This window comes from Pseudomonas ficuserectae (assembly GCF_024584585.1).
GTDB lineage: Bacteria > Pseudomonadota > Gammaproteobacteria > Pseudomonadales > Pseudomonadaceae > Aquipseudomonas > Aquipseudomonas amygdali.
Genome location: NZ_CP085684.1, coordinates 2,726,685 through 2,753,259 on the forward strand (window position 1 = coordinate 2,726,685; position 26,575 = coordinate 2,753,259).

The following is a 26,575-nucleotide window of genomic DNA, read 5'->3' on the forward strand; positions in this document are numbered from 1 at the left end:
TCATGTGCGAAAAATTTACAGGCTGGTCGTCATTTAAATTATTTTCTTCAGCCTTATCATTAGTTTGACTAACACAGCATGCCATTTATGCAGTGTGTTTAAAGCCGGACCCTAAGGAAGGTCTGAAGTAGCCGGATGTTTTCCGGCTACCGAGTCCTCAGCACTTTTCAAAAAACGATGCATGTCGAAATTTGCTCAATTATCTTCGCTTTTTAGCTCTTTCGGCCGCTGCAAAGCCTTTTGCGGTAACCATTTCCTGCATTACACGCGCACCTCTCCTGCGCTCGCCAACAAATGTCGGCGGGCCATCCACAGGTTTGACAGGGCGAACAACGTCACCATCTGCGCGGTGTTCTTGGCCAAGCCCCGAAAGCGCACTTTTTCATAGCCAAACTGGCGTTTGATGACCCGAAACGGATGCTCGACCTTGGCGCGAACCTGGGCCTTGGCCTTCTCGATTTTGCGGATCGCCTTGTACAAAATACTGCGTTTTCCGTGCTTTTTGTAAGTGCTGCGGCGGGCGGCAATCTGCCAAATGACCTTGCGCCCAGCGTGTTCTTCGCGCTTCTCGACCCCGGTGTAACCTGCGTCGGCGCAGACTACGTTTTCCTCGCCGTGCAGCAGTTTGGCAACCTGCGTGACGTCTGCCACATTGGCCGCTGTTACTACCACGCTGTGCACCAGGCCTGACTCGTCGTCGGCGCCGATGTGAGCCTTGGCGCCGAAATAGTACTGGTTACCTTTCTTGGTTTGATGCATCTCAGGATCGCGTTTGCCATCCTTGTTCTTGGTCGAACTGGGCGCGTGAATCAGCGTGGCATCGACGATGGTGCCTTGACGCAACGACAAGCCACGGTCGCCCAGATAACCATTAATTACGCCGAGAATCCCGGTCGCCAACTCGTGCTTTTCCAGCAGACGACGGAAGTTGAGAATGGTGGTTTCGTCTGGAATTCGCTCCAGGCTCAGGCCTGAAAACTGACGCAGGATGGTCGTCTCATACAGCGCTTCTTCCATCGCCGGATCGCTGTAGCCGAACCAGTTCTGCATCAGATGAACACGCAGCATCGCCATCAGTGGGTAGGCGGGCCGGCCACCTTCTCCTTTTGGATAATAGGGCTCAATCAGGGCAATCAAACCTTTCCAGGGCACCACCTGATCCATCTCGATCAGGAACAATTCCTTACGGGTCTGCTTGCGCTTGCCGGCATACTCGGCGTCGGCGAAGGTCATCTGTTTCATCATCGAAAAGCTCGGCGACTGGTGTCCGGAGATTTTGCCAAATTAGGAAGTCTTTTTCAGAGTTTCCCTAAAGTTAAGGAAAGCACGGGCGACAATACAGATGTCGAAACGACATCACTCGCGCAGAATAGTTCCACCACCTCTGTCGACTAGATAGCTCATCACCCTGCCACGGACAGGCACGGCTAAGGATTAACATCATGTTCAGCAAGCTCAGCATCTCGCAAAAGCTGTACTTCAGTTTCGTTGCTATAGTCGTTCTAATCGCCGTGCTGGTGTTCAGTGCCTACAGAGGCTTCGAGCAGGTTGAGGACGCTACTAACAGCAACGTCCATACCTATCAGGTACTCAGTGATGCACAACTGGCTCTTGAGCAACTAATCAATATCGAAACGGGTATGCGAGGCTTTGTTATCGCCTCGAAAGATGCCTTTCTGGAGCCGCTGTTAGCAGGTGAAAAGCGTTTCACCGAAGAGCTCGATTCGCTCAAGCGCCTGACCGCCGATAACCCGGAACAACAGCGTCGTCTGGCCTCGCTGGGTGAAACTCAGAAGCGCTGGCTCGATGAAGATATCCATCCGATCATCGCCCTGCGCCGCGACCTGACCGCTCGCAATATGTCCGATGACGAGCTGGACAATCGCATTACCTCCGGTGCCGATAAGGCCAAGATGGACAGCATGCGTGCTTTATTGGCTGAAATCAGCGCCACCGAGAACAAGCTTCTGGTGGAAAGAACCCAGAGTATGCTGGACGCCAAGCATTTCGCTATCATGATTCTGATGTGTGGCGGACTTGCGGCAGCGCTGCTCTCGGCTATTCTGGCTACCGCATTGGGGCGCAGCACCACAGCACGCCTGCAACTGGCCATCGATGCTGCAACGGCAATTGCCAACGGCAAGCTGGACACAGTGATCGACACCAGCAGCCACGACGAACTGCCGAAAGCGTTCGATCGTATGCAAAACCGCCTGCGTGAGATGATTCAACAGATCAGCCAGGCGGCTAATCAGCTGGTACTCGCCGTGCAACAGATCTCCGGTGCCTCCGAGCAGCTTTCTGGTGCAATTCAGGAACAGTCGACGTCTGCGTCGATGATGGCGGCCACCATTGAAGAACTGACCGTCAGCATCCACCACGTTTCCGAAAATGCCGATGAGGCGCATCAACTCGCCAGTCGTTCGGGTCAGCAGTCAAAGGATGGTGCGCAGGTCATCGAAAATACGCTGTCCAGCATGAACGGCATTGCCAAGACCGTGCAGCTGTCGTCAACACAGGTTGCAGGCCTGGGTCAGCACTCCGAGCACATTTCATCGATCATCAGCGTGATTCAAGGCATCGCCGACCAGACCAACCTGCTGGCGCTCAACGCGGCTATCGAAGCGGCTCGTGCCGGTGAGCAGGGTCGCGGCTTCGCCGTGGTTGCCGATGAAGTACGCCTGCTTGCACAGAACACTGGCAAGTCCACCAAGGAAATTGCCGGAATGATCGAGAAAATTCAGGCAGGCGTACGCGAAACGGTCGAGAGCATGCGCAGCGGTGTTCAGGAAGTGAATCAGGGGGTGGAGATGGCTGGCACGGCCGGTCAGGCCATCATCGAGATTCGCGACAGTTCGGGCAAGGTTCTGCAAGTGGTCGACCAGATATCCTTTGCACTGCGTGAGCAAACCGCAGCCAGCCAGGATGTTGCACGTAATGTCGAGCGTTCTGCGCAAATGGCCGAACAGAACAACATGTCGGTTCAGGAACTGCTCAAGACCAGCGGCGGGCTGAAAAACCTGGCCACCAGTCTGCAGATGGAAGTGGGGAAATTTCAGCTGTAAGGCAGCCTGGCAAGCGAGTCGGTAAATAGATTCGCAGCAGCAAAGAAACGCCCGGTATCAGGCAATTGACTGATACCGGGCGTTTTCGCATTCATGCAATGAAGTGACAGCACAGGTGCTCAGGAATGACGCCTTGCTGCTTTACCGCTGCGCCAGAACACTCCCCAACAACCCCGGAAACCGGCTCTCCAGCACCTGCGTGCGTAACGAATTCATGTGCGTGGTGCCGATGTTTCGCGTCTGCACGAGCCCTGCATCCCGTAAAACGCGAAAGTGGTGGGACATGCTGGATTTCGGCCGGCCACCGTCCAGCTCACCGCAAGTGGCTTCGGCGACACCCGCAAGGTAGCGCACAATTTCCATGCGCACCGGGTCGCTCAAGGCGTAGAGCACGCGTTCGAGGGTGAGGTCTTCTGGATCAGGGTGTTGGAAGGTTCGCATGGTGCGGATGATATCAAGGCTTCCGTTGATTGCCATAGTTCGATTACCATCGAACAACTGAAATCAAAAGTCATCTGGCCTACGGGAGCTTTTCAATGTCTGCATTGTTCGAACCCTTCAAACTGAAAGACGTGACGCTGCGTAACCGAATCGCCATTCCTCCGATGTGCCAATACTCGGCAATCGACGGGGTAGTCAATGACTGGCACCACGTTCACCTTGCCAGTATGGCGCGTGGCGGTGCAGGTTTGCTGGTGGTTGAGGCCACCGCGGTTGCACCGGAAGGGCGCATCACCCCCGGTTGCACCGGTATCTGGAACGATGAGCAGGCGCAGGCGTTCGTGCCGATTGTCAAAGCCATCAAGGACGCAGGTTGCGTGCCGGGCATTCAGATCGCCCACGCAGGACGCAAGGCCAGCGCCAATCGTCCATGGGAAGGCGACGACCACATTGTCGCTTCCGATTCGCGCGGTTGGGACACTATTGCGCCTTCCGCTATTGCGTTCGGTGCCAACCTGCCGAAAGTCCCGCGCGCCATGACCCTGGAAGATATCGCAGCGTCGGTTTCAGCACGCCAGACGCCAACATTCCATGGGGGCCTGCGTTCATGGGGCCAATTGCCGAGCGTGTGCGTCGTGAAGCAGATATTCCGGTGACCAGCGCCTGGGGCTTTGGCGAGCCGAAACTGGCAGAAGACGCGGTTAAATCCGGCCAGCTTGACCTGGTTTCGATAGGCCGTGCGCATCTGGCCGACCCGCACTGGGCGTACTTCGCAGCGAAAGAGCTGGGTGTCGAAAAATCGGCCTGGACCCTGCCTGCGCCTTACGCTCACTGGCTTGAACGTTATCGCTGAGCCAGTGTGACGACCGGGGCTGCATCGATCTGCATCAGCCCCGGTGCCACGATCAAACCCGCGCTGTTTCACTTGCGCCGCGCCCGCGGCGCAATGCCGGTCAGTTGCTGGCGAGCGCACGCCCAGGCCAGGTGCAGGGCGTTGCGTAGTGCCACGGCATCGGCGGTCATAATGCGCACAGATACGCCGCAATCATTCGGCAGCGCGCTGACGCCCAGATAGCTCTCTGAGACTATGCACAATGCATCGCGCAAGGCCCGTTTCAAATCCTCCACAGGCAAACCCTGACCCACCAGCATGAACGTCGCCAAGGCTTGCAATTGACCGCTGACGCCCGGCAAACGACGTTGCAGGTCTGCGCCAGTCATTGCCAGCCGATCACCGGCCAGCAGTTTTCCGGCCGGGCAGTGAATCTGCAGATCAGCGCGGTAAAAGCCGGGTAAGCCCTCGCTGCCTTGGGGCGTGTGCAGGCAGAAAGCGTCGCACAACATGACCCGCGCATCGGGGTGCAAGGTGACATTTACCAGGCTGTGCAGCTGCGTCTGCGGAAACAGAATGGTGGCCATCGGCAGGTACTCCAGCAGCGCGCCAGGTTTGGCGACCAGCGTGACGCTCTGCTGCGCGGACCGTTCCAGCATGCTGTGGGCAACCGTCGCAGCACCAGTGCTGACGTGCACCTGTGTGCCTGGCCCTGCGTGCAGATGCAGGTGCAGGGCTTCGCCTGCGAACAGGCCCCCCGAGCACGATTGCAGGTAGACCGCTGCCATGCCTGGCGGGTCTTGCGGCAGTGTCAGGGTGCGCCCCAGGTGGAAGGGGTAGCCGACTTCCTGACGGGACACATAACTGGCTCCCGAAGGCGCTTTGCTGAAGGCAATATGCGCCGTGGTTTTGGCCTGGACGGGCAGTAACGTTTGATGGGCGTTCATGGGCGGTCGAACAAGACGGCGCGGCTTATCGCGTCAACCACTGCGTCGACACCTTCACCGGTGCCGCAGTTGGTAAACAGGACGGGCCGGCCATTTCGCGCGTCCGCCGATTCGCGCCGCATGCGTGGCAGATCAACGCCCACATAAGGCGCCAGGTCATATTTGTTGACCACCAGCAGGTCACAGCTCAATACGCCGGGGCCACGTTTGCGCGGTATGTCGTCACCGCCCGCGACGTCGATGACGAAGATCCAGAAGTCCACCAGATCCAGCGAAAAGGTCGAGGCCAGGTTGTCGCCGCCTGACTCGATCAGCACTAGGTCGAGATTGCCGAAACGTGCTTCCAGCTCGTCAGCCATTTGCAGGTTGAGGGTTGGGTCTTCGCGAATGGCGGTGTGCGGACAGGCACCGGTTTCCACTGCGCGCACCCGTTGCGGGTCGATAAGGCCACTGCGCTGCACGCGCTCGGCATCCTCGCGAGTGGCCAGGTCATTGGTGATGATCGCAAGCTCGATGTCACGCGCGATAAAACGTGGAATCAGTTGTTCCAGCAAACGGGTTTTTCCCGAGCCTACCGGGCCGCCGATTCCGACTCGGGCAGCGCCGGGGTGAGGCTGGACATCGGTGTGCGTGGCGGGTGCATTCAAGGGCAGGCTCATCGTCGGGTTTCCTGTGTGGTCGAGGTTCAGCGCAGCATGTAGCGCTGCGCTAGGGGCACTTCGCTGACCGGTTCGCAGTAAAGACGCTCGCCGTCGGCATACACGTCGAAGGTCTGCGGGTCGACGCGGATGTCCGGGCAGGCATCGTTGTGCAACATGTCCGACTTGCGCAGGGTGCGCGTGCCGAACGCGGGCAGCAGTTGCTTCTTGAGCCCCAGCCGTGTAGCGGTATCGGCCTCGACGGCGAGGCGGTTGACGAAATTGACCGACAGCGCCTGCTTCGCCTCGCCAAACGCCCCCCATTGCGGGCGCATCACCAATGGCTCGCAGGTGTACAGCGAGGCGGCGGAATCGCCCATCACGCCATGCACAATAAAACCGCCCTTGACCACCAGTTCCGGCTTGATGCCAAAGAACGCCGGTCGCCACAGCACCAGATCGGCCAGTTTGCCGGGCTCCAGCGAGCCGATGTAGCTATCGATGCCGAACACCCGCGCAGCGTTGATGGTGTATTTGGCGATGTAGCGCTTGATCCGCTCGTTGTCGCCCAGTGCCGTGGTTTCTTCCGGCAGGCGGCCGCGTTGGTCTTTCATTTTCGACGCCAGTTGCCAGGTGCGGCAGATCACCTCGTTGATGCGCCCCATGCCCTGGCTGTCAGAGCCGAGAATCGAAATGGCGCCAGTGTCGTGAAGAATGTCTTCAGCGGCGATGGTTTGTGGCCGTACCCGCGATTCGGCGAACGCCACGTCTTCCGGTACGTCTGGATTGAGGTGGTGGCAGACCATGATCATGTCCAGGTGCTCGTCGAACGTGTTCACCGTGTAAGGGTTGGTCGGGTTGGTGGAGGAGGGGATGCAGTTGCTTTTACCCGCCACACTGATGATGTCCGGGGCGTGTCCGCCGCCTGCGCCTTCTGTGTGGTACATGTGGATGGTGCGGTCGCCGATGGCCGCCAGTGTGTCTTCAAGAAACCCGGATTCATTCAGCGTGTCAGTGTGCAACTGGACCTGAAAGTCGTATTCGTCGGCCACCTTCAGGCAGGTGTCGATCACCGCAGGCATGGCACCCCAGTCTTCATGGATCTTCAACCCCAGACAGCCACCGCGCAGTTGCCCGAGCAGCGATTCGGGCTTGCTTGAATTACCGCGCCCCAGAAAGCCGAAGTTGATCGGCCATGCTTCGGCGGCCTGTAACATCTTGCCGACATTCCATTCCCCGCCACAGTCGATGCCGACCGTGATCGGTCCCAGTGAACCGCCGATCAGGGTTGTCAGGCCCGCCGCCAGCGCGTGCTCGCACAGTTGCGCGGAGTCGAAATGCACATGCACGTCGATGCCACCGGGGGTGACGATCAGTCCCTCGGCATCGCGCACCGTGGTGGCGACGCCGCAGATCAGTTGTGGGTGTACGCCGTCCATGATCTGCGGATTGCCTGCCTTGCCAATCGCGACGATCTTGCCATCCTTGATGCCGATGTCGCCTTTGACGATACCGATCACCGGGTCGATGATCAGCGCGTTGCAGATCAGCATGTCCAGGGCACCGTCGGCGCTGTCATGACCGGGCATCAGGCCCATGCCGTCGCGCAGGGTCTTGCCGCCGCCGTGCAGGCACTCGTCGCCGGGCACCGAGTAGTCGAATTCGACTTCGGCCAGCAACGAGGTGTCGCCCAGGCGCACTGCATCGCCCTTGGTGGGGCCGTACATGGCAGCGTATTCCTTGCGGGTCATCGTCGCCATGCTTCAGGCTCCTTTGAAATGTTGGGCGCGGGCACGCTCCAGCGCTGTCTGTTTGCAGGCCGGGTCGTGCAGGTTGCCATTGGTCAGGCCGCTGAAACCGTGAATGTCACCAGTGCCGCCGAACTGCACCAGTTGCACTTCGCGCAGCTCGCCCGGTTCGAAACGCACCGCCGTGCCTGCGGGAATGTCCAGGTGCATGCCGAAGGCCGTTTCGCGCGGAAAATCCAGCGCCTTGTTGACTTCGAAAAAATGGTAGTGGCTGCCGATCTGTACCGGCCTGTCACCCGTATTGATCGCACGCAGGGTCGCGGTCGGTCGGCCGCTATTGAGCTGGATATCGCTGTCCGGCGAGAGTATCTCGCCAGGTGTCGGCATGACGGTAAGCGGCAGTTTGCCCGGCCTGATGGGCTGGTGCACGGTGACCAGTTTGGTGCCGTCCGGGAAGGTGCCTTCCACTTGCAGCACGGGCAGCAGGTCGGCGATGCCTGGCATCACATCATCGGTATTGAGAATGGTCGAGCCGAACCCGATCAGCTCGGCAACACTTCGGCCTTCGCGTGCGCCTTCAAGAATCTCGTCGGCAATCAGGGCCGAGGCTTCCGGGAAATTCAGGCGCAGGCCCTTGCTGCGGCGTTTGCGTGACAGTTCGGCGGCGGTATATAGCGTCAGTCGTTCAAGCTCGGTGGGGGTCAGCAGCATGACAGGGCTCCCGGTAGGGTGGCTGGCTCAATTGGCAAACAGGCGCAGGTCCTGGGTTTCGTGGCGCATCACGGCGATTTCGGCCATGGGCGTGAAACCACAGGCGTCGTCCGGGGTGGGTGGCTCCATTGCGAGAAGTTCGGTGATCAGCGGCTGGATATTGGTCAGGACCCGTTGCCCATCGATATGGCCAATGACCCCCAGGCGCACGGCGGCGCTGACCAGCCCGGTACACAAACCGTGCGCCGCCGCCAGCTGGCAGTGATCGCGCTGCATGCCCAGACGGTTCCAGAGCAAGCCCTGCACAACTGGCAAATGCCCCGGCGCGTTACCCGCCAGAACCTGCTGTTGATAAGCCGCCGCATCCTGCATGCCCAACGCGACGTGCACGGCCAGCAATGCCTGGCCTACACGCCGTGAGCCCTGACGCAGTTCCTCGGCGAGGGTCAAGGCTTCGATCTGCGCGTCCATGGCCATCAACGCAGGCTGGTCATCGGCCGTGCGCCATGCAGCAAGTAGAAATACCCGGTCAAAACTGTTCCAGCGGTGGCGCAACTGGCCTTCGACAAAACCGTGCACCTCGGCACTGCGGTTGAGGCGAACGGTTCGCTGTCGGCGGCGTGGCGCGACGACTTCGCCATTGCCGAGATACCCGTCAGCCAGCAGGGTTTCCAGGCCCCACGACCATGCCACCGCGCCACCGGGAAAGAAGCTGTCGGCCTGTTGCAGGGCCAGCAGCAGACTGCTCATGGCGTTCATGCGCATCGTACCCGGCCGTCCGCAAGCATGGGGGCCAGACGTTCAAGGTAATCGGCTTGCGGGCCATTGAGCGGTATTTGCAGGATGTCACCGGCAAAGCGCACTGCCCAATGCATATTGCCGGCGAAATAACCCAGCTCCAGCGCCGCTGCTGCGTCCCTTGGCAACAGGTCGAGGTATTCCTGATCCTGCATCTGCACGACGATGGCGCGTTGACTGTCGAGCATCAGTACCGAGCCGTTGCGCAGCTGCTGGTGACGCTCAAGGCGAATGGCGCAGTCGGTGCCCTGATCACTGGCCAGGCGCAGGCGATGGCGCTGAATGTCACTGCCGGACAGGCTCAGGGTTTCGACCTGTCCGGCGTGGCTCAGGTCATGCAGGCGGTCGGCGAGGGCAGGGTCGCTGGCCTGGCCCAGAATGCGGTCGAGTATCAGCATGGCGATGGCTCCTGTGCTCTGTTCAGATGGTCAGGTAGCGCAGGATGCGCTCGCGGTCGACGGTTTCGCGGACTTCGCTATGAACGAATTCGCCTTTCTCGATGATCAGATAGCGGTCAGCCACGGCCATGGCGAACGACAGCACCTGCTCGGAAACAATCAGCGAAAACCCGCGCTCCTTTTTCAGCAGATTGAGGGCCTTGGCGATGTCCTTGATGATCGACGGCTGGATGCCTTCGGTGGGTTCATCGAGGATCAACACCTTGGGATTGGAGACCAATGCCCGCGCGATGGCCAGCTGTTGCTGCTGGCCGCCAGAGAGGTTGCCGCCCTTGCGCCGACGCATCTCGAACAGCACCGGAAAGTATTCGTAGACGTAGTCGGGAATCGGCGCAGCGGGTGCGCCCTGCATACCGGTGAGGATATTTTCCTCGACGCTCAGGTAGGGGAAGATCATCCGCCCCTGCGGTACGAAACCGACCCCGGCTGCGACCCGCTCATAGCTCTTGCTGCCAGTCAGTTCCTGCCCGGCCAGGGTGATGCTGCCGCTGCGGGTCGGCAGCATGCCCACCAGGCTTCTCAGCAGCGTGGTCTTGCCCATGCCGTTACGGCCCATGATCGCCAGCGACTCGCTCGGTGCAAGCTCCAGGCTAAGGTCACGCAGCACATGGCTGTCGCCGTAATACACATTGAGGTGAGAGACATTCAGCATGTTCAGTGCCCCAGGTAGACGTCGATGACGCGAGGATCGTTCTGTACCTGATCCATCGAGCCGTAGGCCAGGGTCTTGCCCTGATGCAGGACGGTGACCTTGTCGGCCACCGATTTCACGAACTCCATGTCGTGCTCGATGATGACCATTGCCCGGCCCTTGGCGATGAGCTTGAGCAGGCCGGCGGTTTTCTCCCGCTCGCCAGCGCTCATGCCGGCCACGGGCTCATCGAGCAGGAGCAGTTCCGGACGCTGCATCAACAACATGCCGATCTCCAGCCACTGCTTCTGGCCGTGAGACAACAGCCCGGCCTTGCGCCCCAGTTGGTCCTTGAGAAAGATCATTTCGGCGGTCTGTTCGATTTCGGCGCTCAGCGCTGCATTTCTTCCAGCGAACAGGCAGTTGAAGATGCCGCGCTTGTCCGGCGAGGAAATGTCGAGGTTTTCGCGCACGGTGAGGTCTTCGTACACCGACGGGTTCTGAAACTTGCGACCCACGCCTGCGCGGGTGATCTGGTATTCGATCATGTTCGCCAGTTGCAGGTCCTTGAAGCGGATGCTGCCTGCGCTCGGGCGGGTCTTGCCGCAGATCATGTCGAGCAGGGTAGTCTTGCCCGCGCCGTTGGGGCCGATCACCACATGCACCTGATTTTCCTCGACATAGAAGTTGAGGTTATCGACCGCCTTGAAGCCATCGAACGACACGGTCAGGTCTTCGACACTCAGTAACATTGCGCTCATGACTGCGCCTCCTTGTTGCTCAGGCGTTGCAACAGCCCGGCCAGGCCGGTCGGCAGGAACAGCACCACCGCCATGAACAGAAAGCCGATGAAGTATTGCCAGAAGCTGACGAAGTTCTCCGACAGGTAAGTCTTGGCTGCCCCGATCAGCAGCGTGCCGTATACCGCGCCGACCAGTGAAAGGCGACCGCCCAGCGCGGCATAGATCACTATTTCCGTGGACGGAATGATGCCCACCAGCGAGGGCGACGCCAGGCCGACCTGCAAGGTGAACATCACCCCGCCCAGCGCGGAAATCAGTGCGGCCACGGCAAAAATGAAGGCCTTGAACAGCGCAGTGTTGTAACCGGAGAAACGCACCCGGTCTTCGCGATCACGGATTGCCACGATCACCTTGCCCAGGCGGCTGCGCAGAATGAACCCGCACATCGCGACGCTGGCCAGCAGCAACAGTGTGGTGATCAGGTAGAGAATCCAGGGCGTCTGGGGCGTCTGCAGGCTCAGGCCGAAGGCAGTCTTGAAATCGGTCAGGCCGTTGACGCCGCCGGTGTAGCCCTGCTGGCCGATGATCATGATCGACATGATCGAGGCCAGTGACAGGGTAATGATCGAGAAGTACACGCCACCGACGCGCTTCTTGAAGTAGGCATAGCTGAACAGAAACGCCAGCAGCGCAGGCAGGATCAGGATCGCTGCGAGGGTGAAGGTGGCCGATTCGAACGGTTTCCACCACCAGGGCAGGGCCTCGACGCTGTTCCAGATCATGAAGTCCGGCAGCGCCGAGCCGTAGAAAGCGGCGAGGGCGCTGGCGGCTTCGTCCGTGGCAGTGGCTTCCAGTTTCAGGTACATCGCCATCATGTAACTGCCCAGGCCGAAGAAGATCCCCTGGCCGAGGCTGAGAATGCCGCCGTAGCCCCAGATCATCACCATGCCCACGGCGCAGAACGCCAGGCTCAGGTATTTGCCCGCCAGCCCCAGACGGAAATCGCCCAGCAGTAGCGGCAATACCACCAACAACAGCAGCGATAGCCAGATCAGGCTGTAGCGCTCGATCAGCGACAACCAGCCACCACTCAGCCAGTCCGGTCGGGCTGCTTTGACCGGCGTCCCGGCCAGTGGCTTTTCAGTCATGTTGTTCATCTCAACGTCTCACTTTCGTGGCGAACAGGCCATTGGGGCGGAAAAACAGCAGCACGATGACCACCAGCAGGGTGATCGCCTTGGCCATTGAGCCGGTGGTGAGGTATTCCAGCGAGATCTGCGTCTGGCCGATGGCGAATGCCGAGAGAAAGGTGCCGAGCAGGCTTTCGACGCCGCCGAACACCACCACGATGAAGGTATCCACCAGATACTGCTGGCCACTCACCGGGCCGGTGGAGGCGAGCATGGTGAATGAACTGCCGGCAATGCCTGCCAGTCCGCAGCCCAGCGCGAAGGTCACCGAGTCGACCCGCGCGGTGTTGATCCCGGCTGCACCGGCCATGGCGCGGTTCTGGGTCACGGCGCGAATGCGCAGGCCCCAGCGACTGCGGTAGAGAAACAGGAACACCGCAGCGGCAATCACGAAGGTCAGACCAATGATGAAAATCCGGTTGAGGGGCAGCTCCAGCCCGTCGCTGATTTTCCATGCGCCCTGCAACCACTGCACGGTGGGCACGCTGACTTCCTTGGGGCCGAAGACCTGGCGAAACAGTTGCTGCAGTACCAGCGACAGCCCCCAGGTTGCCAGCAATGTGTCCAGTGGCCGGTTGTACATGAAGCGGATAAAGCAGCGTTCCAGCAGTAGACCGAAGGCGAAGGTCACCACAAAGGCCATCCCGATGCCGATGATGAAATACCAGCCCATGAGCTCCGGAAAGTAGCGCTGAAACACCACGGAGGTGACGTAGGTCATGTATGAGCCCATCGCCATCAGTTCACCGTGGGCCATGTTGATCACGCCCATCAGGCCGAACACGATGGTCAGCCCGAGTGCCATAAGCACCAGCACGGAAAACAGCGAGAACCCGCTGAAGACTTGCATTACCAGCGTATCGAGAGTCATGCCGTCGCTACCTGTTGCTGCACATTGACGAAAGCGGGCGCGAAGCGGATCGCGCCCGGCCCGGTATCAGAGTTTCGGAAACGGGTTGGGCTCGATCGGTGCGGACTCATAGATCAAGTCCACCTGGCCCTGCGCGTTGAGCGTGCCGATGCGTGCACGTTTCCACAGGTGGTGGTTGTCCTTGTGCACCTTGATCTCGCCTTCGGGCGCATCGAGGGTCAGTTCCGAGGAGGCGGCGATTACTTTCGGCACGTCGAAGCTACCGGCTTTCTCGACGGCCTTTTTCCACAGGTACACCGCGGTATACGCCGCAGCCATCGGGTCACCGACGACGCGCTGCTGCCCATAGCGTGTTTTGAACGCCTGGACGAACTTCTCGTTGACCGGGTTTTTCAGGCTCTGGAAGTAGCTCATGCAGGTCAGGAAACCGACGAGGTTTTCCGCGCCGATGCCGGTGACTTCCTCTTCAGTGATCGCAAGGCCCATCAGCGTCTGGTTGGTGCTGTCGATACCGGCAGCCTTGAGCTGTTTGTAAAACGCCACGTTCGAGCCGCCGACGATGGTCGACAGCACGATGTCCGGCTTGGCCACCTTGATCTTGTTGATCACCGAGGAAAATTCGATAGCGCCCAGCGGAAGGTAATCTTCGCCGACGATGGAGCCGCCCTGTTTGGTGACCGATGCCCGCGCCAGCTTGTTGGTAGTGCGTGGCCAGATGTAGTCGGAGCCGACCAGATAGACGCTTTTGCCCTTGTTGGCCATCAGCCAGGTGACGGCTGCCAGGGTCTGCTGCGAGGCCTCGGCACCGGTGTAGATAATGGCCGGGGATTTTTCCAGCCCTTCATAGAAGGTCGGGTAATAGAGCAGGCCCTTGTTGCGCTCGAAGACCGGCAGCACCGCTTTGCGCGACGCCGAGGTGAACGCGCCAAAGGTGACCGCAACGTGGTCGTTTTCCAGCAGCTTGCGGGCTTTCTCGGCAAAGGTTGGCCAGTCGCTGGCACCATCTTCAACGATCGGCTCGATGGTTTTGCCCATCACCCCGCCACTGGCGTTGATCTCTTCGATGGCGAGCTTTTCGGCGTCTACCACCGACGCCTCACTGATGGCCATGGTGCCGGTCAGCGAGTGGATGATGCCGACTTTCACAGTCTCGGCCGCCTGAGCCTCACCGATCAGGGAAAACGGCAGCAGGCTGATCGCACCCAGCAACAGAGCATGCTTGATCAAACGGCGTTTGTCGTTGTGCATTCACTTTTCTCCCAGGAATAAAAAAAGCCCGACATCCCGGCCAAATCAATGGGCGGGATGTCAGGCTTCTGTGCCGAATCTGGCGGGACAAACTGTGTCCGATCCAGTCGTACGCGAGGTGTCTCCCTACTTGCCAAGGGGGCGTAGGGCAGACAGCTGGCGCGATGTCTCAGGGGGAATATAGCAAGGGCAATGCCAAGTGCCGAAACGGCTGTTTGCACGGGTTTTGAAACCGTGTGGCAGAGCATCCCTGCATTAATTGCACGAACAAACCGGCATGCGCCGCTTTGGCGCGAACGGGCCTCTTGCGCACCAAAAACGTGAGACTGCGCACGTTGCTTCCTTGGATGCGCACGTCTTCAATGGCTGAAATACGATGCTTTTTCAGGCGCGAACTTGTTCGCGAAGGCTTTATTCCTGACGATCCATCCTCAGTGGATGTACCGGCCCCTTCGCGAACAAGTTCGCTCCCACAAGGAGTACGCCCCAAGTACGGATGCGCAGTAGTGGTGGAAGGGAATGATCGCTAACTGATCGATTGAAATGAGTAACTGTGGGAGCGAACAAGTTCGCTCCCACAAGGAGTACGCCCCAAGTACGGATGCGCAGTGGTGGTGAAAAGGAATGATCGCTAACTGATCGATTGAAATGAGTAACTGTGGGAGCGAACTTGTTCGCGAAGACGATGTGTCATGCGACACAACCCCAGCGAATGTACGACCACCCTTGCAAACAAATGCCTGCTACCAAGGGAACGCCCCAGCCAGCAGACACACGAATCATCAACACCCATACACGACGCATGGCCCGCTATCTGCATGACTGCCAGCAGATACCCTCGCAGGGTCCCTTGCCACACGCCCACTCTCGGCAGGTGTGGAAGGTCCCTCGCACGACTGGTCCTGACACTGCCGTCACGCCAGCCCCAGGCACAACCGCCTGAGAGCCACCGTTGAATCCACGGTTATTCGCTCAGTCTTTTTTCAGGCTCCCGGCCAGGTTCGGGCGTCTCACCTCACGTTGAACAAGGTTCATAGACATGGTTGACCCGTCGATCCGCATAGGAGGTCTGTTTTCCAATACCGGCGTTACTGCTGCCGGTGAGTGTTCAACAATGCGCGGCGCACAGTTTGCAATCCATCAGATCAACGCGGCAGGAGGCGTGAATGGCCGTCCTCTGGAACTGATTACCCGTAACCCGGATTCAACGCCTGCGTTGTTTGCCATGCACGTTGAATCGCTGATTCGTGAAGAGAACCTGCGGTTTTTCTTCGGTTGCTACACCTCGGCGGCGCGCAAGGCAGTCTTGCCCGTCGTCGAACGGTACAACGCGTTGCTGCTCTATCCGGTTTACTACGAGGGCTTCGAGTATTCGCGCAACATCATTTACACCGGTGCCACGCCGAACCATAACGCCGTGCCATTGGGCAGTTACATGTTCGACCACTTTGGCAGTCGCGTGCTGATGATCGGCTCCGAGTACGTCTACCCGTACGAAACCAATCGGCTGATGAGCGACCTGCTCTACGAGCGCGGTGGCAGCAAGCTGGGCGAGTACTACTTGCCATTGAAAAACGCCAGGCCAGAGGACTTCGCCAGGCTCATGGTCAAGGCCCGGGAGCTGAAACCGTCGTTCATCTTTTCCACCGTGGTCGGTGACACCATGGCGCACCTGTACCAAGCGTACGCCGATGCCGATTTCGACCCTGCGGTCATGCCGATTGCCAGTGTGACCACCAGTGAAACCGATATTCAGCAGATGGGCGTTCATCTGGGCACAGGGCACATTTCTGCAGCCACTTACTTCCAGTCGATCGATACGCCGCTCAATCGCCAGTGCATCGCGCAATACCGGGAGATGTTTGGCCAGCATCAAGTGACCGACCGCTGCTGGGAAGCCGCTTATTTTCAGGTCCATCTGCTGGCCAAGGCGATAGCCCGGGCGGGCAGCACGGAGGTGGAGGATGTCTTGCAGACCATGCGCGGTCTGGAATACGACGCTCCTCAGGGACGGGTCCGCATCGATGAGCACAATCACCATACCTACCTGTACTCGCGGATCGGCCGGGCCAATGGCGACGGGCAGTTCGACATCCTTTACCAAAGTCAGAAAGCGCTGAAGCCTGATCCTTATGCCGTTGCGCCTGACTTCAACGGCTGGTCCAGCCTGACCGGGAGGCGTCCATGACCCTGCGTGCCGCCAAGAAACGTTTGCGTAACGACAGCGCAGGCGGCATCAAGGACCTGCGCGACATCAGCGTGCTGGTGATGCACCCCGATGATGAAGACGGTCGCAACCTGATCGCCCAGTTGCAGCGTATTGGTTGCCAGGTACGCGTGCAGTGGCCGATCCCCGAACGGTTGCAGAGTGAGGCTGACGTGATCGTGCTGGCGGTGTCGCCGGAAAGCCTGTCGACCAACACGCCCTGGCTGCTGCACAGCTCGACGCCGCCGATCATTCCGGTGATCGCCTATGAAAACCCGATCATTGTCGAGGCGCTGGTGCAGCTCAATGCCTGTTCGGTGATTCCCTCGCCGGTCAGGTCTTTCGGCCTGTTGACGGCGCTGGCCATCACTCTTAGCCAGGCACGCAAAACACGGGAACGGGAAAAACACGTCAAGCGCCTGGAAGGGCGCATGGCGGTGATGCGTACCGTGCAGCAGGCAAAAATCATCCTCATGGAGACCAAGGGTATGTCTGAAATAGATGCTTACAACGCGCTGCGGGATCAGGCGATGGCCAAGCGTGAGCCCGTGGAGAAAATCGCCGAGGCGCTGGTCAAGGCCCACGAACTGTTTCAACAAGCCTGTTCCTGACAGGCTGCAGACTCGCTTCGAGTGTCGGGCCTCATCGGTCTGATCCTCTTCTGCGCGGACGCTTGCCATACGCCCTGAACCGGCAGGTATGGAACACCGCGTGGCGACCGGCATGGACAACGGCGTCCTCCGGATCGAGCCCATGCCTGCGCATCCTGCGCAGGCGGCTCCAGTCAGTGCCTGCCCGATCCCGGGCGGCCCTTACCGTTATCTGGAGAACACCATGTCCGTAAAACGCCCCGACAAAGCCGACTTTCTGATTGCCGCCCAGGATCACGGGTACGACCTGTCAGACAGCCAGATGGCATCGTTCCTGAGTCTTGCTGACGAAACCCTGGGCTCCTACGAAGCCATTGATGAGCTGTACGCCGCTCACGTTGCGCAGCCCACGCCGCTGCGCGAGCACAGCAAACCGACAGAGGCCGAAAACCTGCATGGCGCCTGGTACGTGAAGACGCACATAGCCGGTGCGGCGAGCGGCCCGTTGGCGGGTAGAACGGTGGTCATCAAGGACAACGTATCAGTGGCCGGCGTACCGATGGCCAACGGCTCGCTGAGCCTTGATGGTTACGTGCCGTCCGAAGATGCCACGGTGGTCAAACGCTTGTTGGCCGCAGGCGCGACGGTGGTCGGCAAATCAGTCTGTGAAGACTTGTGTTTCTCCGGAGCCAGTTTTACCTCGGCTACCGGTGCGGTAAAAAACCCGTGGGACCTGACTCGCAACGCAGGCGGCTCCTCCAGCGGCAGCGCCGTGCTGGTCGCCTTGCAGGAAGTGGACATGGCCATCGGCGGCGACCAGGGCGGGTCGATCCGCATGCCGTCGGCCTGGAGCGGCATCGTCGGGCACAAGCCGACCTATAGCCTTGTGCCTTATACCGGGGCTTTTCCGATCGAGCGGACCATCGACCATGTCGGTCCGATGGCCAATAACGTGCGCGACTGCGCGGTGATGCTCGACGTAATCGCCGGGGCTGACGGGCTTGATTCAAGGCAGAAAAACCCGCCGGCGGTCAGTTGTGTCGCGACCCTCGATCAGGGCGTTGCCGGCTTGAAAATCGGCCTGCTGCGCGAAGGTTTTGCGATTCCCGGCATGTCCGAACCGCAAGTAGACGCCCTGGTTCGCGCCGCAGTGGCACAGCTGGAAAGCCTTGGTGCGACGGTCGGAGAGGCAAGCGCTCCGTGGCACCGCGGTGTGGCGCTGGACATGTGGAATGTCATCGCCACCGATGGTGCGGCGTACCAGATGCTGCAAGGCAACGGCTATGGCATGAATGTCGACGGCTATTACGACCCCGAGATCATGAGCTACTTCGGTGCCAGGCGTCGTGAGCATGCCAACGCATTGTCCAGCAGCGTGCGTGCCGTGGCACTTACCGGGCATTACAGCCTGAAAAACCTGCACGGTGCCTACTACGCCAAGGCGCGGATGCTGGTGCCGGAACTCACCCGTCAATACGACGAAGCATTCAAGAATTTTGATGTGCTGGTGTTGCCGACCATGCCGTTTGTAGCCACCACGCTGACCGCCGCCGATGCGCCGATTGAAGAGTACGTGCACAGCGCCCTGAACATGCTCGCCAATACCGCGCCGTTCGACCTGACCGGCCACCCGGCCACGTCAATCCCGGCAGGCCTGGCCGAGGGCCTGCCGGTCGCCATGATGATTGTCGCGCCGCGCTTCAAGGATGCTTTGGCGTTGCGTGTCGCGCAGGCTTATGAAACCGCCCGCGGAGCGTTTCCCACGCCGCCGGGTGTTTGAGTTCAGAGACTGATCGAGTGGCATACTCGCTCCATGCGAGCGGGTGTGCCCCTTCATTCCTCAAGGCTTCCATACCTCCACATCCTGCGCATCCACCGCCTTGGGCAGCAGTCCCGCTGCCAAGAAGGCATCGGCGATATGCTGTTGTTCGTCCAGTTGATCGTGCGTGACTGGCTGGATCTGATAAGTCCGATGGCTGTTGGCGATTTCGACCGTTTCGATATCCAGATTGCCCCATAAAGGGCTCAGCACCTGGGCGGCTTCGCGCGGGTTGGCTTTGAGCCAGATGCCAGCGCTGTGCAACTGCTCGTAAACCACGCTGAGCACTTGCGGATGGGCCTTGGCGTAGCCGGTGCCGGTCAGGTAATAGCGTTTGTAGCTGGACAGCCCCTTGCCGTCAGCCAGGGTGCGCGTTGGCAGTTGCCGTTGTGCACTGGTCAGGAAGGGTTCCCAGGTGACCCAGGCGTCCACCTTGTTGTTTTCGAAGGCCGCGCGGCCGTCGGCGGGCGACAGGTAGGCGGGCTGAATATCCGAAAATGCCAGACCGGCCTTTTTCAACGCAGCAATCAGCAGGTAGTGAGAGCCCGCTGCCTTGGTGACAGCGACTTTTTTGCCTTTCAGATCCGATAACTGCTGCACGGGCGAGTCTTTATGCACGATGATTGCCTGCGCGGAAGGCGAGGCCGCTTCCTGGGCAAAGTAGGTCAGCCTGGCCTGTGCTGCCTGGGCAAAGATTGGTACGGTGTCCGCCACATCCGCGCTGATATCGACGTTGCCGACGTTCAGCGCCTCCAGCAGCGGCAGACCACTCGGAAACTCATGCCAGGTGACGGTGACGTCCTGTGGCGCAAGGGCTTTTTCCAGCGTGCCGCGTGTTTTCAGCAGGGTGATCAGCGTGGAGGACTTCTGGTAACCGATCCGCAACGTTTGCTGTGCTTCGACGGGGAGGGCGATGCATAACACCAACGCCGCGAGCAGACCTGCCAGCAGCGGACGGCGGTAGCCAGGTTGTGTGTGTTTTATCGGTTTGGGCATGGCACGCTCGGTATTTGAGGGTGACGCTGAGTGTCAGGAGTTGTATTTCCACGCAGCGTAATGGGTGTGATCTGTGTCAGTAGCCGCGCTGGCGATCAGCCTGATTCTGCAAGGCCTGCCCGTTGAGAAAACGCTCAAGGTTGGCCAGAAAGCTGTCGGCTATTTCGTTACGGCTGTTGCTGGAGATCGCCGAGGTGTGCGGTGACAGGCGCACGCGAGGGTGTGAGTACAGTGGATGCCCGTCCGGCAGGGGCTCGGGTTCGGTGACGTCCAGCGAGGCCAGGCCGATGTTTCCATTATCCAGCGCATTGAGCAGCGCTTCATGGTCAAGCAGGCCGCCACGGGCGATGTTGATCAAGTGCAGGCCGGGTTTGGCACTGTTCAGCACCTCGGCGTTAACAATGTGCCGCGTCGCCGGTGTCAACGGCGCGGCCAGTACCAGATGGTCTGCGCGCGCGCACAGGTCATGGATGTCGCGTGCAGCCTCGACACCGTCAACCTCGAACTGAGCCGAACTTTGCCGCAATGCGATCACGTTGATACCCAGCGCCTGGGCCTTGCTGGCCAGACTGCGGCCGATGGCACCAAAGCCGAGAATCCCGAGCGTGGTGCCCTTGAGCGGCGTCAGGGCGGTGAAGTTCCATTGCGAGTCATGCACCCAGATATCCGGCAGATGCTTGGCTGCGGCAAAAATGGCGGCCAGCGAGAACTCGGCGATGTTTTCTGCCGCGCTGCCTCGCGAGGTGCTCACCGGCGGCCCGTTGAACAGCCAGCCTGGGTAGAAGTCGATACCCGAAGACACCACCTGAATCCATTTCAGGCCATAGGGCCAGCCCGGAGGCGGCGAGGCTGGGGCTTCATAACCACGCACGTTGATAGGGCGCGCCAGCAGAATGCTGACCTCGCCGGGCAAATCGCTCGGCACCCCGACCGGTACGCCGATGATCCTGGCTTCAGGGTGGGTCACTGCAAGCCGCTCGCGAATCACCTGATTGAAATCATCATCCAGCTGGCTGGCAATCACGAGTCGAGTCATGCCACCGCCTCGTCAGATTGATGGGCGACAGCCTTCGCATGACGATTGACCGGCACCTCAAGGCCGAGGTTTTCACGTAGCGTATTGCCGCTGTATTCGGTGCGAAACAGTCCGCGTCGTTGCAGCACCGGCACCACCCATTCTGTGAAGTACTGCAAACCATCCGGCAGGACGCTGTTGATGATGAAGCCATCGGCTGCGCCTGCTTCGAACCATGTCTGTATCGCGTCGGCGACCTGTTGCGGCGTGCCGACAAAATCACGGCGCGGCAGGGAGAAGCGCAGGGCGACTTCACGCAGGCTCAGGCCTTCGTCTCTGGCCAGTTGCTTGATCCGGTCCGAACCGCCTTTCTGGCTGTTGGAGCCCAGATCGCCCAGTTCCGGGAACGGTTCGTCCAATGGGTACTGGCTGAAGTCATGGTCATTGAACGGTCGGCCAAGGGCGACAATGGCGTCTTCGATCGTCACCAACTCCACGGCCTGGCGATAGCGGCTCTCCACCTCAGCCTCATCGCGCCCGACAATCGGGCGAATGCCCGGCAGAATCGCCAGTGCGTGAGGGTCGCGACCAAAGCCGCCAGCCCTTTGTTTCAGGTCCTGATAATAGGCGCGCGCTTCATCGAAGCTCTCGGCGTGAACAAAGATCGCATCGGAGTTCTGAGCGGCAAAGTTACGCCCAGCCTCGGAGGTGCCTGCCTGAAAAATCACCGGCTGACCCTGCTTCGACCGGGCGATGTTGAGCGGGCCTTTCACCGAGAAGAATTCGCCCTTGTGGTTCAGCGCGTGCAGTTTGCCAGGCGTGAAAAATTCGCCTTTCTGCTTGTCGCAGGCGAAGGCGTCGTCTTCCCAGGAATCCCACAGACCTTTGACCACCTCGATATGCTCTTTGGCGATACGGTAGCGTACGGCGTGCGGTGGGTGTTCGCCCTTGCTGAAGTTGTCAGCGGTGCCACTGAGCCAGGAAGTCACCACATTCCAGCCAGCCCGACCGCCACTGATGTGGTCCAGCGAAGCAAACTGGCGAGCTACCTGAAAGGGTTCGGTGTAGCTGACCGTCACCGTTGCCACCAGACCGATATGCCGGGTGGTGGCTGCGAGTGCGGAGAGAATGGTCAACGGTTCGAAACGATTCAGGTAATGCGGACTGGATTTTTCGTGAATGTGCAGGCTGTCGGCGATGAACACAAAATCGAAGCGCGCCGCTTCGGCCAACTAGGTCTGCTGCTGATAAAAGCCGAAATTCACACTGGCGTTGGCCAATGCGTGCGGATGGCGCCATTCGCCCCAGCCATGGCCGACCCCGTGGACCATTGCGCCAAGTTTAAGGTGTCGTTGTCTGCTCATGGTTTTGCTCCGGACGGTTCAGAAAGGTGGATGCACCTCCGCCTGGAGAAAGGGGTCGGTATAGGATGACGATATGCCTATAAAACCCGGAGTGAAATTCTATTTTGTTATATGTTAATTATTAAATTAAATAATTATCTGGTATTTAAATATGCATAAATTGAATTTTACTCGCTGGTTCAGGAGTCAGTCCCGTGGCTTGGCAGCCGGTCGCCAAGCAGCGGCAGTTTCGTCAGCATGTTCTGCAGCGCCAGAGCATCCCACGGCAGGTGCTCGGCAATGCCAAGGCCGACCACGTCCACGGCGCTGGCAACGTCTGTCAGCAAGCGGACGACCTGCTCGATAGTCATCTTGCCCTGAGCAACGCCTTCAAATTTACTGGCAGGGACACCGGGTTGGGCAAACAGCACAGAGCGAAACAGTGCCGGGTCCAGCACGTCCAGGTCCAGATGGATCGCCAGGTGCCTTGCACCGGTTTCCTCAAGCCACTGCAGCACCGGCTCGCTGGAGTGTGCCAGCGCCTGTGCATCGGCGCTGCGCAGCCCGAGACGCTTGATGAATGCGCTTTCGACCTCAAGGGTTTCCTGCAGGCCCGCGTACATCACATTGGCAGGCTTGATCGGGCGTTTCACGGCATTGACGAAATCCTTGTCACCTTCGCCCAGCAGATTGCCCATGACCATCGCGTGTGCATGCTGGAAGTCTCTGGGTGTCATGACGTCCGGGTGAGCGTCGACCCACAGCACCGCAAGGTCACCGTCATAACGTTCGTTCAGGTAGGCGAATGGCGCGAGGTCGACCAGGCAGTCGCCACCCAGAACCACCAGACGATCCGGCTGATGCTGGTCGATCAGTTGCCGTGCAAGGCCAAGCTGGGCCAGCAGCGCATGGCGGGCGATGATGCCGTTTTCAAGTTCAAGTGGTTGATCATCCGGTTCGGTTACGGCCACGTGCTCGACGGGCCCTGACGCGTCCGGTGCCAGCCACGCCAGCAGCTGTGCGCCAAAATGATAAGGCGCGTTGTTGCCACCTTGCCACTGGGGAAAGATCAGGCGCAGGGTTTTATCGGGCTGGGTAGTCATCGAGGTTTTCCTTCGTCACCGTTCATTGGCATGGCGGTGATACTGCTCGACCCGGATGTGGCGTGCTTTGCCTGAACGGTCAATCGCTGTGCCGAAGATGCCAATCGTCTTATCGTGGCCCCAGCAACTGCTGAGGAGAGATGCCATAAACCTTTTTGAAGGCTCGACTGAAATGCGAGAGGTTGCTGAAACCGAAATTCAGCGCAGCGTCACTGACGCGGCGAACGTGGCCTTTGCGCAATGCGTCATGGCACGCCGAGAGCCTTTGCTGCCAGAGCCAGCGAATGGCCGTGGTGCCTTCCTGTGCGAACAGGCGATTGAGCGTGCGTGGCGAAACATGAGTCGCCAAAGCAATGCTTTCGGCCGTCAGCCCTGTGTCGGGTAGATTATTCAACAGGAACTGCTTGATGCGCTGCAGTTGTTGCATTTGACGAGACTGCTGCCGGATATCGGTGTCGCCGAACACCGAGTCGAAGGCTGTAGACAGTACGTCCAGCAGTGATGCATTGAGTCGCTCGCTTAGCGGGTCCGATAAGCCTTCTGTGTTCCAGGCTTCATTCAACAAGGTTGCGGCAACACGGCCCAGCGTCGAACGGCCATCGAGCGTGCGGCACACCAGTCGTTCGGCAGCGGGCATGTGTTGCAGCAACAATTTGCGGGGCACCGCCAGCACAATCTGATCGTCACCTTCGGGGTAACTGCATGCGTAAGGCTGTGCGCTATCGTAAAGGACGATATCGCCAGCGCCTTGCCGGGACTCTCTGTCGTTCTGCACGACGATAGCGACGGAACACAAAGAGAGCGTGAGGAGGAAGTGATCGCTCTCCCTGTCTTGCTGCAACCGCCGGTAATGGAGGGGGGAAGACTGGATACGGGTGAAGGTAACGCTACTCTGATCCCTGACATTCAGCCTGCCGTCAAACGGCGCTTCGGTCAGCGGCTGGCTGGTGACCAGGCCATACGTCGAGCTCACAACCTCCTGCCAGGCGTCGAAACGATCCTCGGGCCGTAGTGGTTCGGCTGGGAAAATCATGGCCATGGCTGCCTCTGCGACGAGCGTCTTTTTACGAAGTGATCGGCGGCAAGGTTATCAGACGTTGATCCAGAGCAAGACCCCTGTGCCGGCAGTGTTTCAAGGTGGTGAAAATAGTTTATAGACCTGTGATCCAGCCGTTATATCCCTACGTATGCAGCGCTCTGCTTACCCAAGCCTTCTAGAACAGGAGTTCCATGGACCCGCGCCTTGCTGGGCTTTCTTTCTTGCTTACCTTGGGATGGACGGGGGCCGTGATTCTCGTCATCTGGTTTTACGCCTGATGAAGCAACGGTTTTCAGCAGGGGAAGGAAGTTGTGTACGAAGCGGTCCTTGCCGGTGATCGGGAGGGCCTGACCGTGCGTGTTTTGATAGTGGCTAGATAATAGCTAGCTGACAGCGCTAAAGCTAATCTGACTGAAGCCGATGTTTATGTAACGGCTCATTGCCGAGTGACTTCGATAGTTCCACCAGGCTCTGACGGCCTTGAAGTTTGCGCTATGGAAGGCATTGAGAAAGACGATTAATCGGCTTGATCAGCAGGCACCATAGTCAGTCCGCGCCTCATGTTTGAAGCGTTTGACCGGGCCCGCACAGACCGGCGCTTTATAACAATACTTCCATAGATGCTGATTCGCAGAGTATTTTTACATGTCGACCACAATTGAAAACACTCCCAGGGACCGGGCCGAGCTAGAGATGGACCTGCACTCGCTGATGGCGGCCATTGACCGTTCGCAGGCGATGATCGAGTTTGATCTTGAAGGCAATATACTGCGGGCCAATACCAATTTTCTGGATTGCGTCGGGTATCGCCTGGATGAAGTCCAGGGTCGGCATCACCGCATGTTCTGCACCCCGGAACACGCTTCCAGCGTTGAGTATGCGACGTTTTGGGAAAAACTGGGCAAAGGTGCCTTTGACGAAGGGCAGTACAAGCGCCTGGGCAAGAACGGTCGCGAGATCTGGTTGCAGGCAACCTACAACCCGGTTTTCGACGAACAGGGCAACCCGTTCAAGGTCGTAAAATTCGCCACCGACGTCACGCAGCAACGCAAGACCAACGCCGAGTACGAAGGTAAGGTCGCAGCGATCGATCGTTCGCAGGGCATCATCGAGTTCGACCTGAACGGCCGCGTGCTCAACGCCAACGAAAACTTCCTCAAGGTGCTGGGCTATCGTCTGGATGAGATACAGGGCCAGCATCACCGCATGTTCTGTGAAGACGACTACCTGAACAGCCCGGCCTATCGTGCTTTCTGGGCCAAGCTCGAGCGTGGCGAGTATGACTCCGGCGAGTACAAACGAATCGGCAAGAACGGTCGAGAGCTATGGATCAGCGCCACTTACAACCCGATTTTTGACCCTGATGGTCGTCCTTACAAAGTGGTGAAGTTCGCCAACGACGTCACCGAGAGCCGCGTCCGTCAGGCCGAGTCCGCCGGCAAGGTGACGGCGATCGAGCGTTCTCAGGCGGTTATCGAATTCGATCTGACCGGCAAGGTGCTGCATGCCAACCGCAACTTCCTTTCGGTATTCGGCTACGACCTTGAGGAAATTGTCGGCGAACACCACCGGATGTTCTGCTCTGAGGAGTTTGTCAGCAGTCTGGAGTATCGCGAGCTCTGGGAAAAACTGGGGCGTGGCGAATACGACGCCAATGAGTACAAACGCAAGCGTAAGGATGGCAAGGAAATCTGGATTCAGGCGACCTACAACCCGATCTTCGACGCGCAGGGCAAACCCTACAAGATCGTCAAGTTCGCGCTCGACGTGACAGTTGCCAAGGAAACCAGCGTCGAGCACCACGGCAAGGTGAGTGCAATCGACCGCGCCCAGGCCGTCATCGAGTTTGACATGGCCGGCAACATTATTACGGCCAACGCCAACTTCCTCAAAGCGCTGGGTTATGGCCTGCAGGAGATCAAGGGCCAGCATCACCGTATTTTCTGTGATGAGGAATATGTGCGTGGCACTGAATACCGGGAGTTCTGGCACGGGCTGGGGCAGGGCGAGTTCTATTCCGGACGCTTCATGCGCGTCAGCAAGTACGGGCAGAAAATCTGGATTCAGGCGACGTACAGCCCGATTTTAGACCATGACGGGCTGCCGTTCAAAGTGGTGAAATTCGCCACTGACATTACCCGTC

General features: G+C 59.2%; 21 protein-coding genes and 3 pseudogenes. 6 read left to right on the forward strand and 18 right to left on the reverse strand.

The features are described from left to right. Window positions 1-261: 261 nt before the first annotated feature. Complete coding sequence (locus tag LJU29_RS11965) at window positions 262-1,242, reverse strand: IS5-like element ISPsy2 family transposase (protein WP_054078085.1); 981 nt, start codon at window positions 1,240-1,242, stop codon at window positions 262-264. 200 nt (window positions 1,243-1,442) lie between these two features. On the opposite strand from LJU29_RS11965, the gene LJU29_RS11970 reads away from it, so the two are divergent. Then, the gene (locus LJU29_RS11970; RefSeq protein ID WP_122322620.1) at window positions 1,443-3,065 is read left to right on the forward strand and encodes a methyl-accepting chemotaxis protein; all 1,623 of its coding nucleotides are present in this window, start codon (window positions 1,443-1,445) and stop codon (window positions 3,063-3,065) included. 141 nt (window positions 3,066-3,206) lie between these two features. On the opposite strand, the gene LJU29_RS11975 is transcribed toward LJU29_RS11970, so the two are convergent. Beyond that, window positions 3,207-3,542: an ArsR/SmtB family transcription factor gene (locus LJU29_RS11975; protein ID WP_005753663.1), complete on the reverse strand. Its 336-nt coding sequence runs from the start codon at window positions 3,540-3,542 to the stop codon at window positions 3,207-3,209. A gap of 59 nt (window positions 3,543-3,601) precedes the next feature. Between LJU29_RS11975 and LJU29_RS11980 the strand changes: the two are divergent. After that, window positions 3,602-4,359 (forward strand): annotated as a pseudogene (locus LJU29_RS11980) (oxidoreductase). 68 nt (window positions 4,360-4,427) lie between these two features. Here the strand turns inward: LJU29_RS11980 and LJU29_RS11985 are convergent. From LJU29_RS11985 to urtA, 11 genes are all read right to left on the reverse strand, one after another. Then, window positions 4,428-5,285 carry an urease accessory protein UreD gene (locus tag LJU29_RS11985; protein WP_122322619.1) on the reverse strand — a complete coding sequence of 286 codons (858 nt, stop codon included), beginning with the start codon at window positions 5,283-5,285 and terminating at the stop codon, window positions 4,428-4,430. Then, a complete protein-coding gene (ureG, locus tag LJU29_RS11990; protein WP_257112434.1) occupies window positions 5,282-5,944 on the reverse strand; it encodes an urease accessory protein UreG in 663 nt (220 codons plus the stop codon). The genes LJU29_RS11985 and ureG overlap by 4 nt, the downstream gene beginning before the upstream one ends. Window positions 5,945-5,970: 26 nt before the next feature. Then, window positions 5,971-7,683 carry an urease subunit alpha gene (ureC, locus tag LJU29_RS11995; RefSeq protein WP_122322618.1) on the reverse strand — a complete coding sequence of 571 codons (1,713 nt, stop codon included), beginning with the start codon at window positions 7,681-7,683 and terminating at the stop codon, window positions 5,971-5,973. A 3-nt stretch (window positions 7,684-7,686) separates the two neighbouring features. After that, window positions 7,687-8,382, reverse strand: coding sequence for an urease subunit beta (locus tag LJU29_RS12000; protein ID WP_257112438.1), 696 nt, complete (start codon window positions 8,380-8,382; stop codon window positions 7,687-7,689). A gap of 27 nt (window positions 8,383-8,409) precedes the next feature. Then, window positions 8,410-9,141, reverse strand: coding sequence for an urease accessory protein UreF (locus LJU29_RS12005; protein ID WP_005746867.1), 732 nt, complete (start codon window positions 9,139-9,141; stop codon window positions 8,410-8,412). After that, window positions 9,138-9,578, reverse strand: coding sequence for an urease accessory protein UreE (gene ureE, locus LJU29_RS12010; RefSeq protein ID WP_005753676.1), 441 nt, complete (start codon window positions 9,576-9,578; stop codon window positions 9,138-9,140). Before ureE ends, LJU29_RS12005 begins: the two co-directional genes overlap by 4 nt. Before the next feature lie 22 nt (window positions 9,579-9,600). After that, on the reverse strand, window positions 9,601-10,290 hold the full coding sequence (urtE, locus tag LJU29_RS12015; protein WP_005746864.1) for an urea ABC transporter ATP-binding subunit UrtE: 690 nt from the start codon (window positions 10,288-10,290) through the stop codon (window positions 9,601-9,603). A 2-nt stretch (window positions 10,291-10,292) separates the two neighbouring features. After that, window positions 10,293-11,030, reverse strand: a complete 738-nt coding sequence (gene urtD / locus LJU29_RS12020; RefSeq protein WP_005753678.1) for an urea ABC transporter ATP-binding protein UrtD — start codon at window positions 11,028-11,030, stop codon at window positions 10,293-10,295. Continuing rightward, window positions 11,027-12,169, reverse strand: a complete 1,143-nt coding sequence (urtC, locus tag LJU29_RS12025; RefSeq protein ID WP_257112439.1) for an urea ABC transporter permease subunit UrtC — start codon at window positions 12,167-12,169, stop codon at window positions 11,027-11,029. The genes urtD and urtC overlap by 4 nt, the downstream gene beginning before the upstream one ends. A gap of 1 nt (window position 12,170) precedes the next feature. Beyond that, window positions 12,171-13,073, reverse strand: coding sequence for an urea ABC transporter permease subunit UrtB (gene urtB / locus LJU29_RS12030; RefSeq protein ID WP_005746860.1), 903 nt, complete (start codon window positions 13,071-13,073; stop codon window positions 12,171-12,173). 66 nt (window positions 13,074-13,139) lie between these two features. Then, on the reverse strand, window positions 13,140-14,321 hold the full coding sequence (urtA, locus tag LJU29_RS12035; RefSeq protein WP_257112441.1) for an urea ABC transporter substrate-binding protein: 1,182 nt from the start codon (window positions 14,319-14,321) through the stop codon (window positions 13,140-13,142). Between the two features lie 1,039 nt (window positions 14,322-15,360). On the opposite strand from urtA, the gene LJU29_RS12040 reads away from it, so the two are divergent. The 3 genes from LJU29_RS12040 to LJU29_RS12050 all read left to right on the forward strand — a co-directional run bounded on the left by LJU29_RS12040 (window position 15,361) and on the right by LJU29_RS12050 (window position 18,897). Continuing rightward, window positions 15,361-16,509 carry a transporter substrate-binding domain-containing protein gene (locus LJU29_RS12040; protein ID WP_257112443.1) on the forward strand — a complete coding sequence of 383 codons (1,149 nt, stop codon included), beginning with the start codon at window positions 15,361-15,363 and terminating at the stop codon, window positions 16,507-16,509. Beyond that, a complete protein-coding gene (locus LJU29_RS12045; RefSeq protein WP_005746856.1) occupies window positions 16,506-17,138 on the forward strand; it encodes an ANTAR domain-containing response regulator in 633 nt (210 codons plus the stop codon). Before LJU29_RS12040 ends, LJU29_RS12045 begins: the two co-directional genes overlap by 4 nt. 88 nt (window positions 17,139-17,226) lie before the next feature. Beyond that, on the forward strand, window positions 17,227-18,897 hold the full coding sequence (locus LJU29_RS12050; RefSeq protein WP_005753688.1) for an amidase: 1,671 nt from the start codon (window positions 17,227-17,229) through the stop codon (window positions 18,895-18,897). A gap of 60 nt (window positions 18,898-18,957) precedes the next feature. Here LJU29_RS12050 and LJU29_RS12055 read toward each other — a convergent pair whose 3' ends face one another. The 5 genes and pseudogenes from LJU29_RS12055 to LJU29_RS12075 all read right to left on the reverse strand — a co-directional run bounded on the left by LJU29_RS12055 (window position 18,958) and on the right by LJU29_RS12075 (window position 24,432). Continuing rightward, complete coding sequence (locus LJU29_RS12055) at window positions 18,958-19,932, reverse strand: aliphatic sulfonate ABC transporter substrate-binding protein (RefSeq protein WP_257112444.1); 975 nt, start codon at window positions 19,930-19,932, stop codon at window positions 18,958-18,960. Between the two features lie 76 nt (window positions 19,933-20,008). Beyond that, window positions 20,009-20,968, reverse strand: coding sequence for a D-isomer specific 2-hydroxyacid dehydrogenase family protein (locus LJU29_RS12060; protein WP_057452704.1), 960 nt, complete (start codon window positions 20,966-20,968; stop codon window positions 20,009-20,011). Beyond that, window positions 20,965-22,311, reverse strand: a pseudogene (locus tag LJU29_RS12065) (LLM class flavin-dependent oxidoreductase). The gene LJU29_RS12060 and the pseudogene LJU29_RS12065 overlap by 4 nt, the downstream one beginning before the upstream one ends. A 179-nt stretch (window positions 22,312-22,490) precedes the next feature. Next, window positions 22,491-23,393, reverse strand: coding sequence for an arginase family protein (locus LJU29_RS12070; RefSeq protein WP_054996383.1), 903 nt, complete (start codon window positions 23,391-23,393; stop codon window positions 22,491-22,493). A gap of 109 nt (window positions 23,394-23,502) precedes the next feature. Next, window positions 23,503-24,432: an AraC-like ligand-binding domain-containing protein gene (locus LJU29_RS12075; protein ID WP_057423652.1), complete on the reverse strand. Its 930-nt coding sequence runs from the start codon at window positions 24,430-24,432 to the stop codon at window positions 23,503-23,505. Window positions 24,433-25,170: 738 nt separating this feature from the next. Between LJU29_RS12075 and LJU29_RS29585 the strand changes: the two are divergent. After that, window positions 25,171-26,535: pseudogene (locus tag LJU29_RS29585) on the forward strand (PAS domain-containing protein); the annotation flags it as partial. Window positions 26,536-26,575: the final 40 nt, after the last annotated feature.

Excerpts from the sequence above, each read along its gene's own strand:
- LJU29_RS12040 (WP_257112443.1), top strand. The coding sequence starts at position 15,361 with ATGGTTGACCCGTCGATCCGCATAGGAGGTCTGTTTTCCAATACCGGC.
- urtD (WP_005753678.1), bottom strand. The coding sequence starts at position 11,030 with ATGAGCGCAATGTTACTGAGTGTCGAAGACCTGACCGTGTCGTTCGAT.
- LJU29_RS12050 (WP_005753688.1), top strand. The coding sequence starts at position 17,227 with ATGGAACACCGCGTGGCGACCGGCATGGACAACGGCGTCCTCCGGATC.
- LJU29_RS11975 (WP_005753663.1), bottom strand. The coding sequence starts at position 3,542 with ATGGCAATCAACGGAAGCCTTGATATCATCCGCACCATGCGAACCTTC.
- LJU29_RS12000 (WP_257112438.1), bottom strand. The coding sequence starts at position 8,382 with ATGCTGCTGACCCCCACCGAGCTTGAACGACTGACGCTATATACCGCC.
- LJU29_RS12060 (WP_057452704.1), bottom strand. The coding sequence starts at position 20,968 with ATGACTCGACTCGTGATTGCCAGCCAGCTGGATGATGATTTCAATCAG.
- LJU29_RS12045 (WP_005746856.1), top strand. The coding sequence starts at position 16,506 with ATGACCCTGCGTGCCGCCAAGAAACGTTTGCGTAACGACAGCGCAGGC.
- ureG (WP_257112434.1), bottom strand. The coding sequence starts at position 5,944 with ATGAGCCTGCCCTTGAATGCACCCGCCACGCACACCGATGTCCAGCCT.
- LJU29_RS12005 (WP_005746867.1), bottom strand. The coding sequence starts at position 9,141 with ATGAACGCCATGAGCAGTCTGCTGCTGGCCCTGCAACAGGCCGACAGC.
- urtC (WP_257112439.1), bottom strand. The coding sequence starts at position 12,169 with ATGAACAACATGACTGAAAAGCCACTGGCCGGGACGCCGGTCAAAGCA.
- urtA (WP_257112441.1), bottom strand. The coding sequence starts at position 14,321 with ATGCACAACGACAAACGCCGTTTGATCAAGCATGCTCTGTTGCTGGGT.
- ureE (WP_005753676.1), bottom strand. The coding sequence starts at position 9,578 with ATGCTGATACTCGACCGCATTCTGGGCCAGGCCAGCGACCCTGCCCTC.
- ureC (WP_122322618.1), bottom strand. The coding sequence starts at position 7,683 with ATGGCGACGATGACCCGCAAGGAATACGCTGCCATGTACGGCCCCACC.
- urtB (WP_005746860.1), bottom strand. The coding sequence starts at position 13,073 with ATGACTCTCGATACGCTGGTAATGCAAGTCTTCAGCGGGTTCTCGCTG.
- LJU29_RS12075 (WP_057423652.1), bottom strand. The coding sequence starts at position 24,432 with ATGGCCATGATTTTCCCAGCCGAACCACTACGGCCCGAGGATCGTTTC.
- LJU29_RS11985 (WP_122322619.1), bottom strand. The coding sequence starts at position 5,285 with ATGAACGCCCATCAAACGTTACTGCCCGTCCAGGCCAAAACCACGGCG.
- urtE (WP_005746864.1), bottom strand. The coding sequence starts at position 10,290 with ATGCTGAATGTCTCTCACCTCAATGTGTATTACGGCGACAGCCATGTG.
- LJU29_RS12070 (WP_054996383.1), bottom strand. The coding sequence starts at position 23,393 with ATGACTACCCAGCCCGATAAAACCCTGCGCCTGATCTTTCCCCAGTGG.
- LJU29_RS12055 (WP_257112444.1), bottom strand. The coding sequence starts at position 19,932 with ATGCCCAAACCGATAAAACACACACAACCTGGCTACCGCCGTCCGCTG.
- LJU29_RS11970 (WP_122322620.1), top strand. The coding sequence starts at position 1,443 with ATGTTCAGCAAGCTCAGCATCTCGCAAAAGCTGTACTTCAGTTTCGTT.
- LJU29_RS11965 (WP_054078085.1), bottom strand. The coding sequence starts at position 1,242 with ATGAAACAGATGACCTTCGCCGACGCCGAGTATGCCGGCAAGCGCAAG.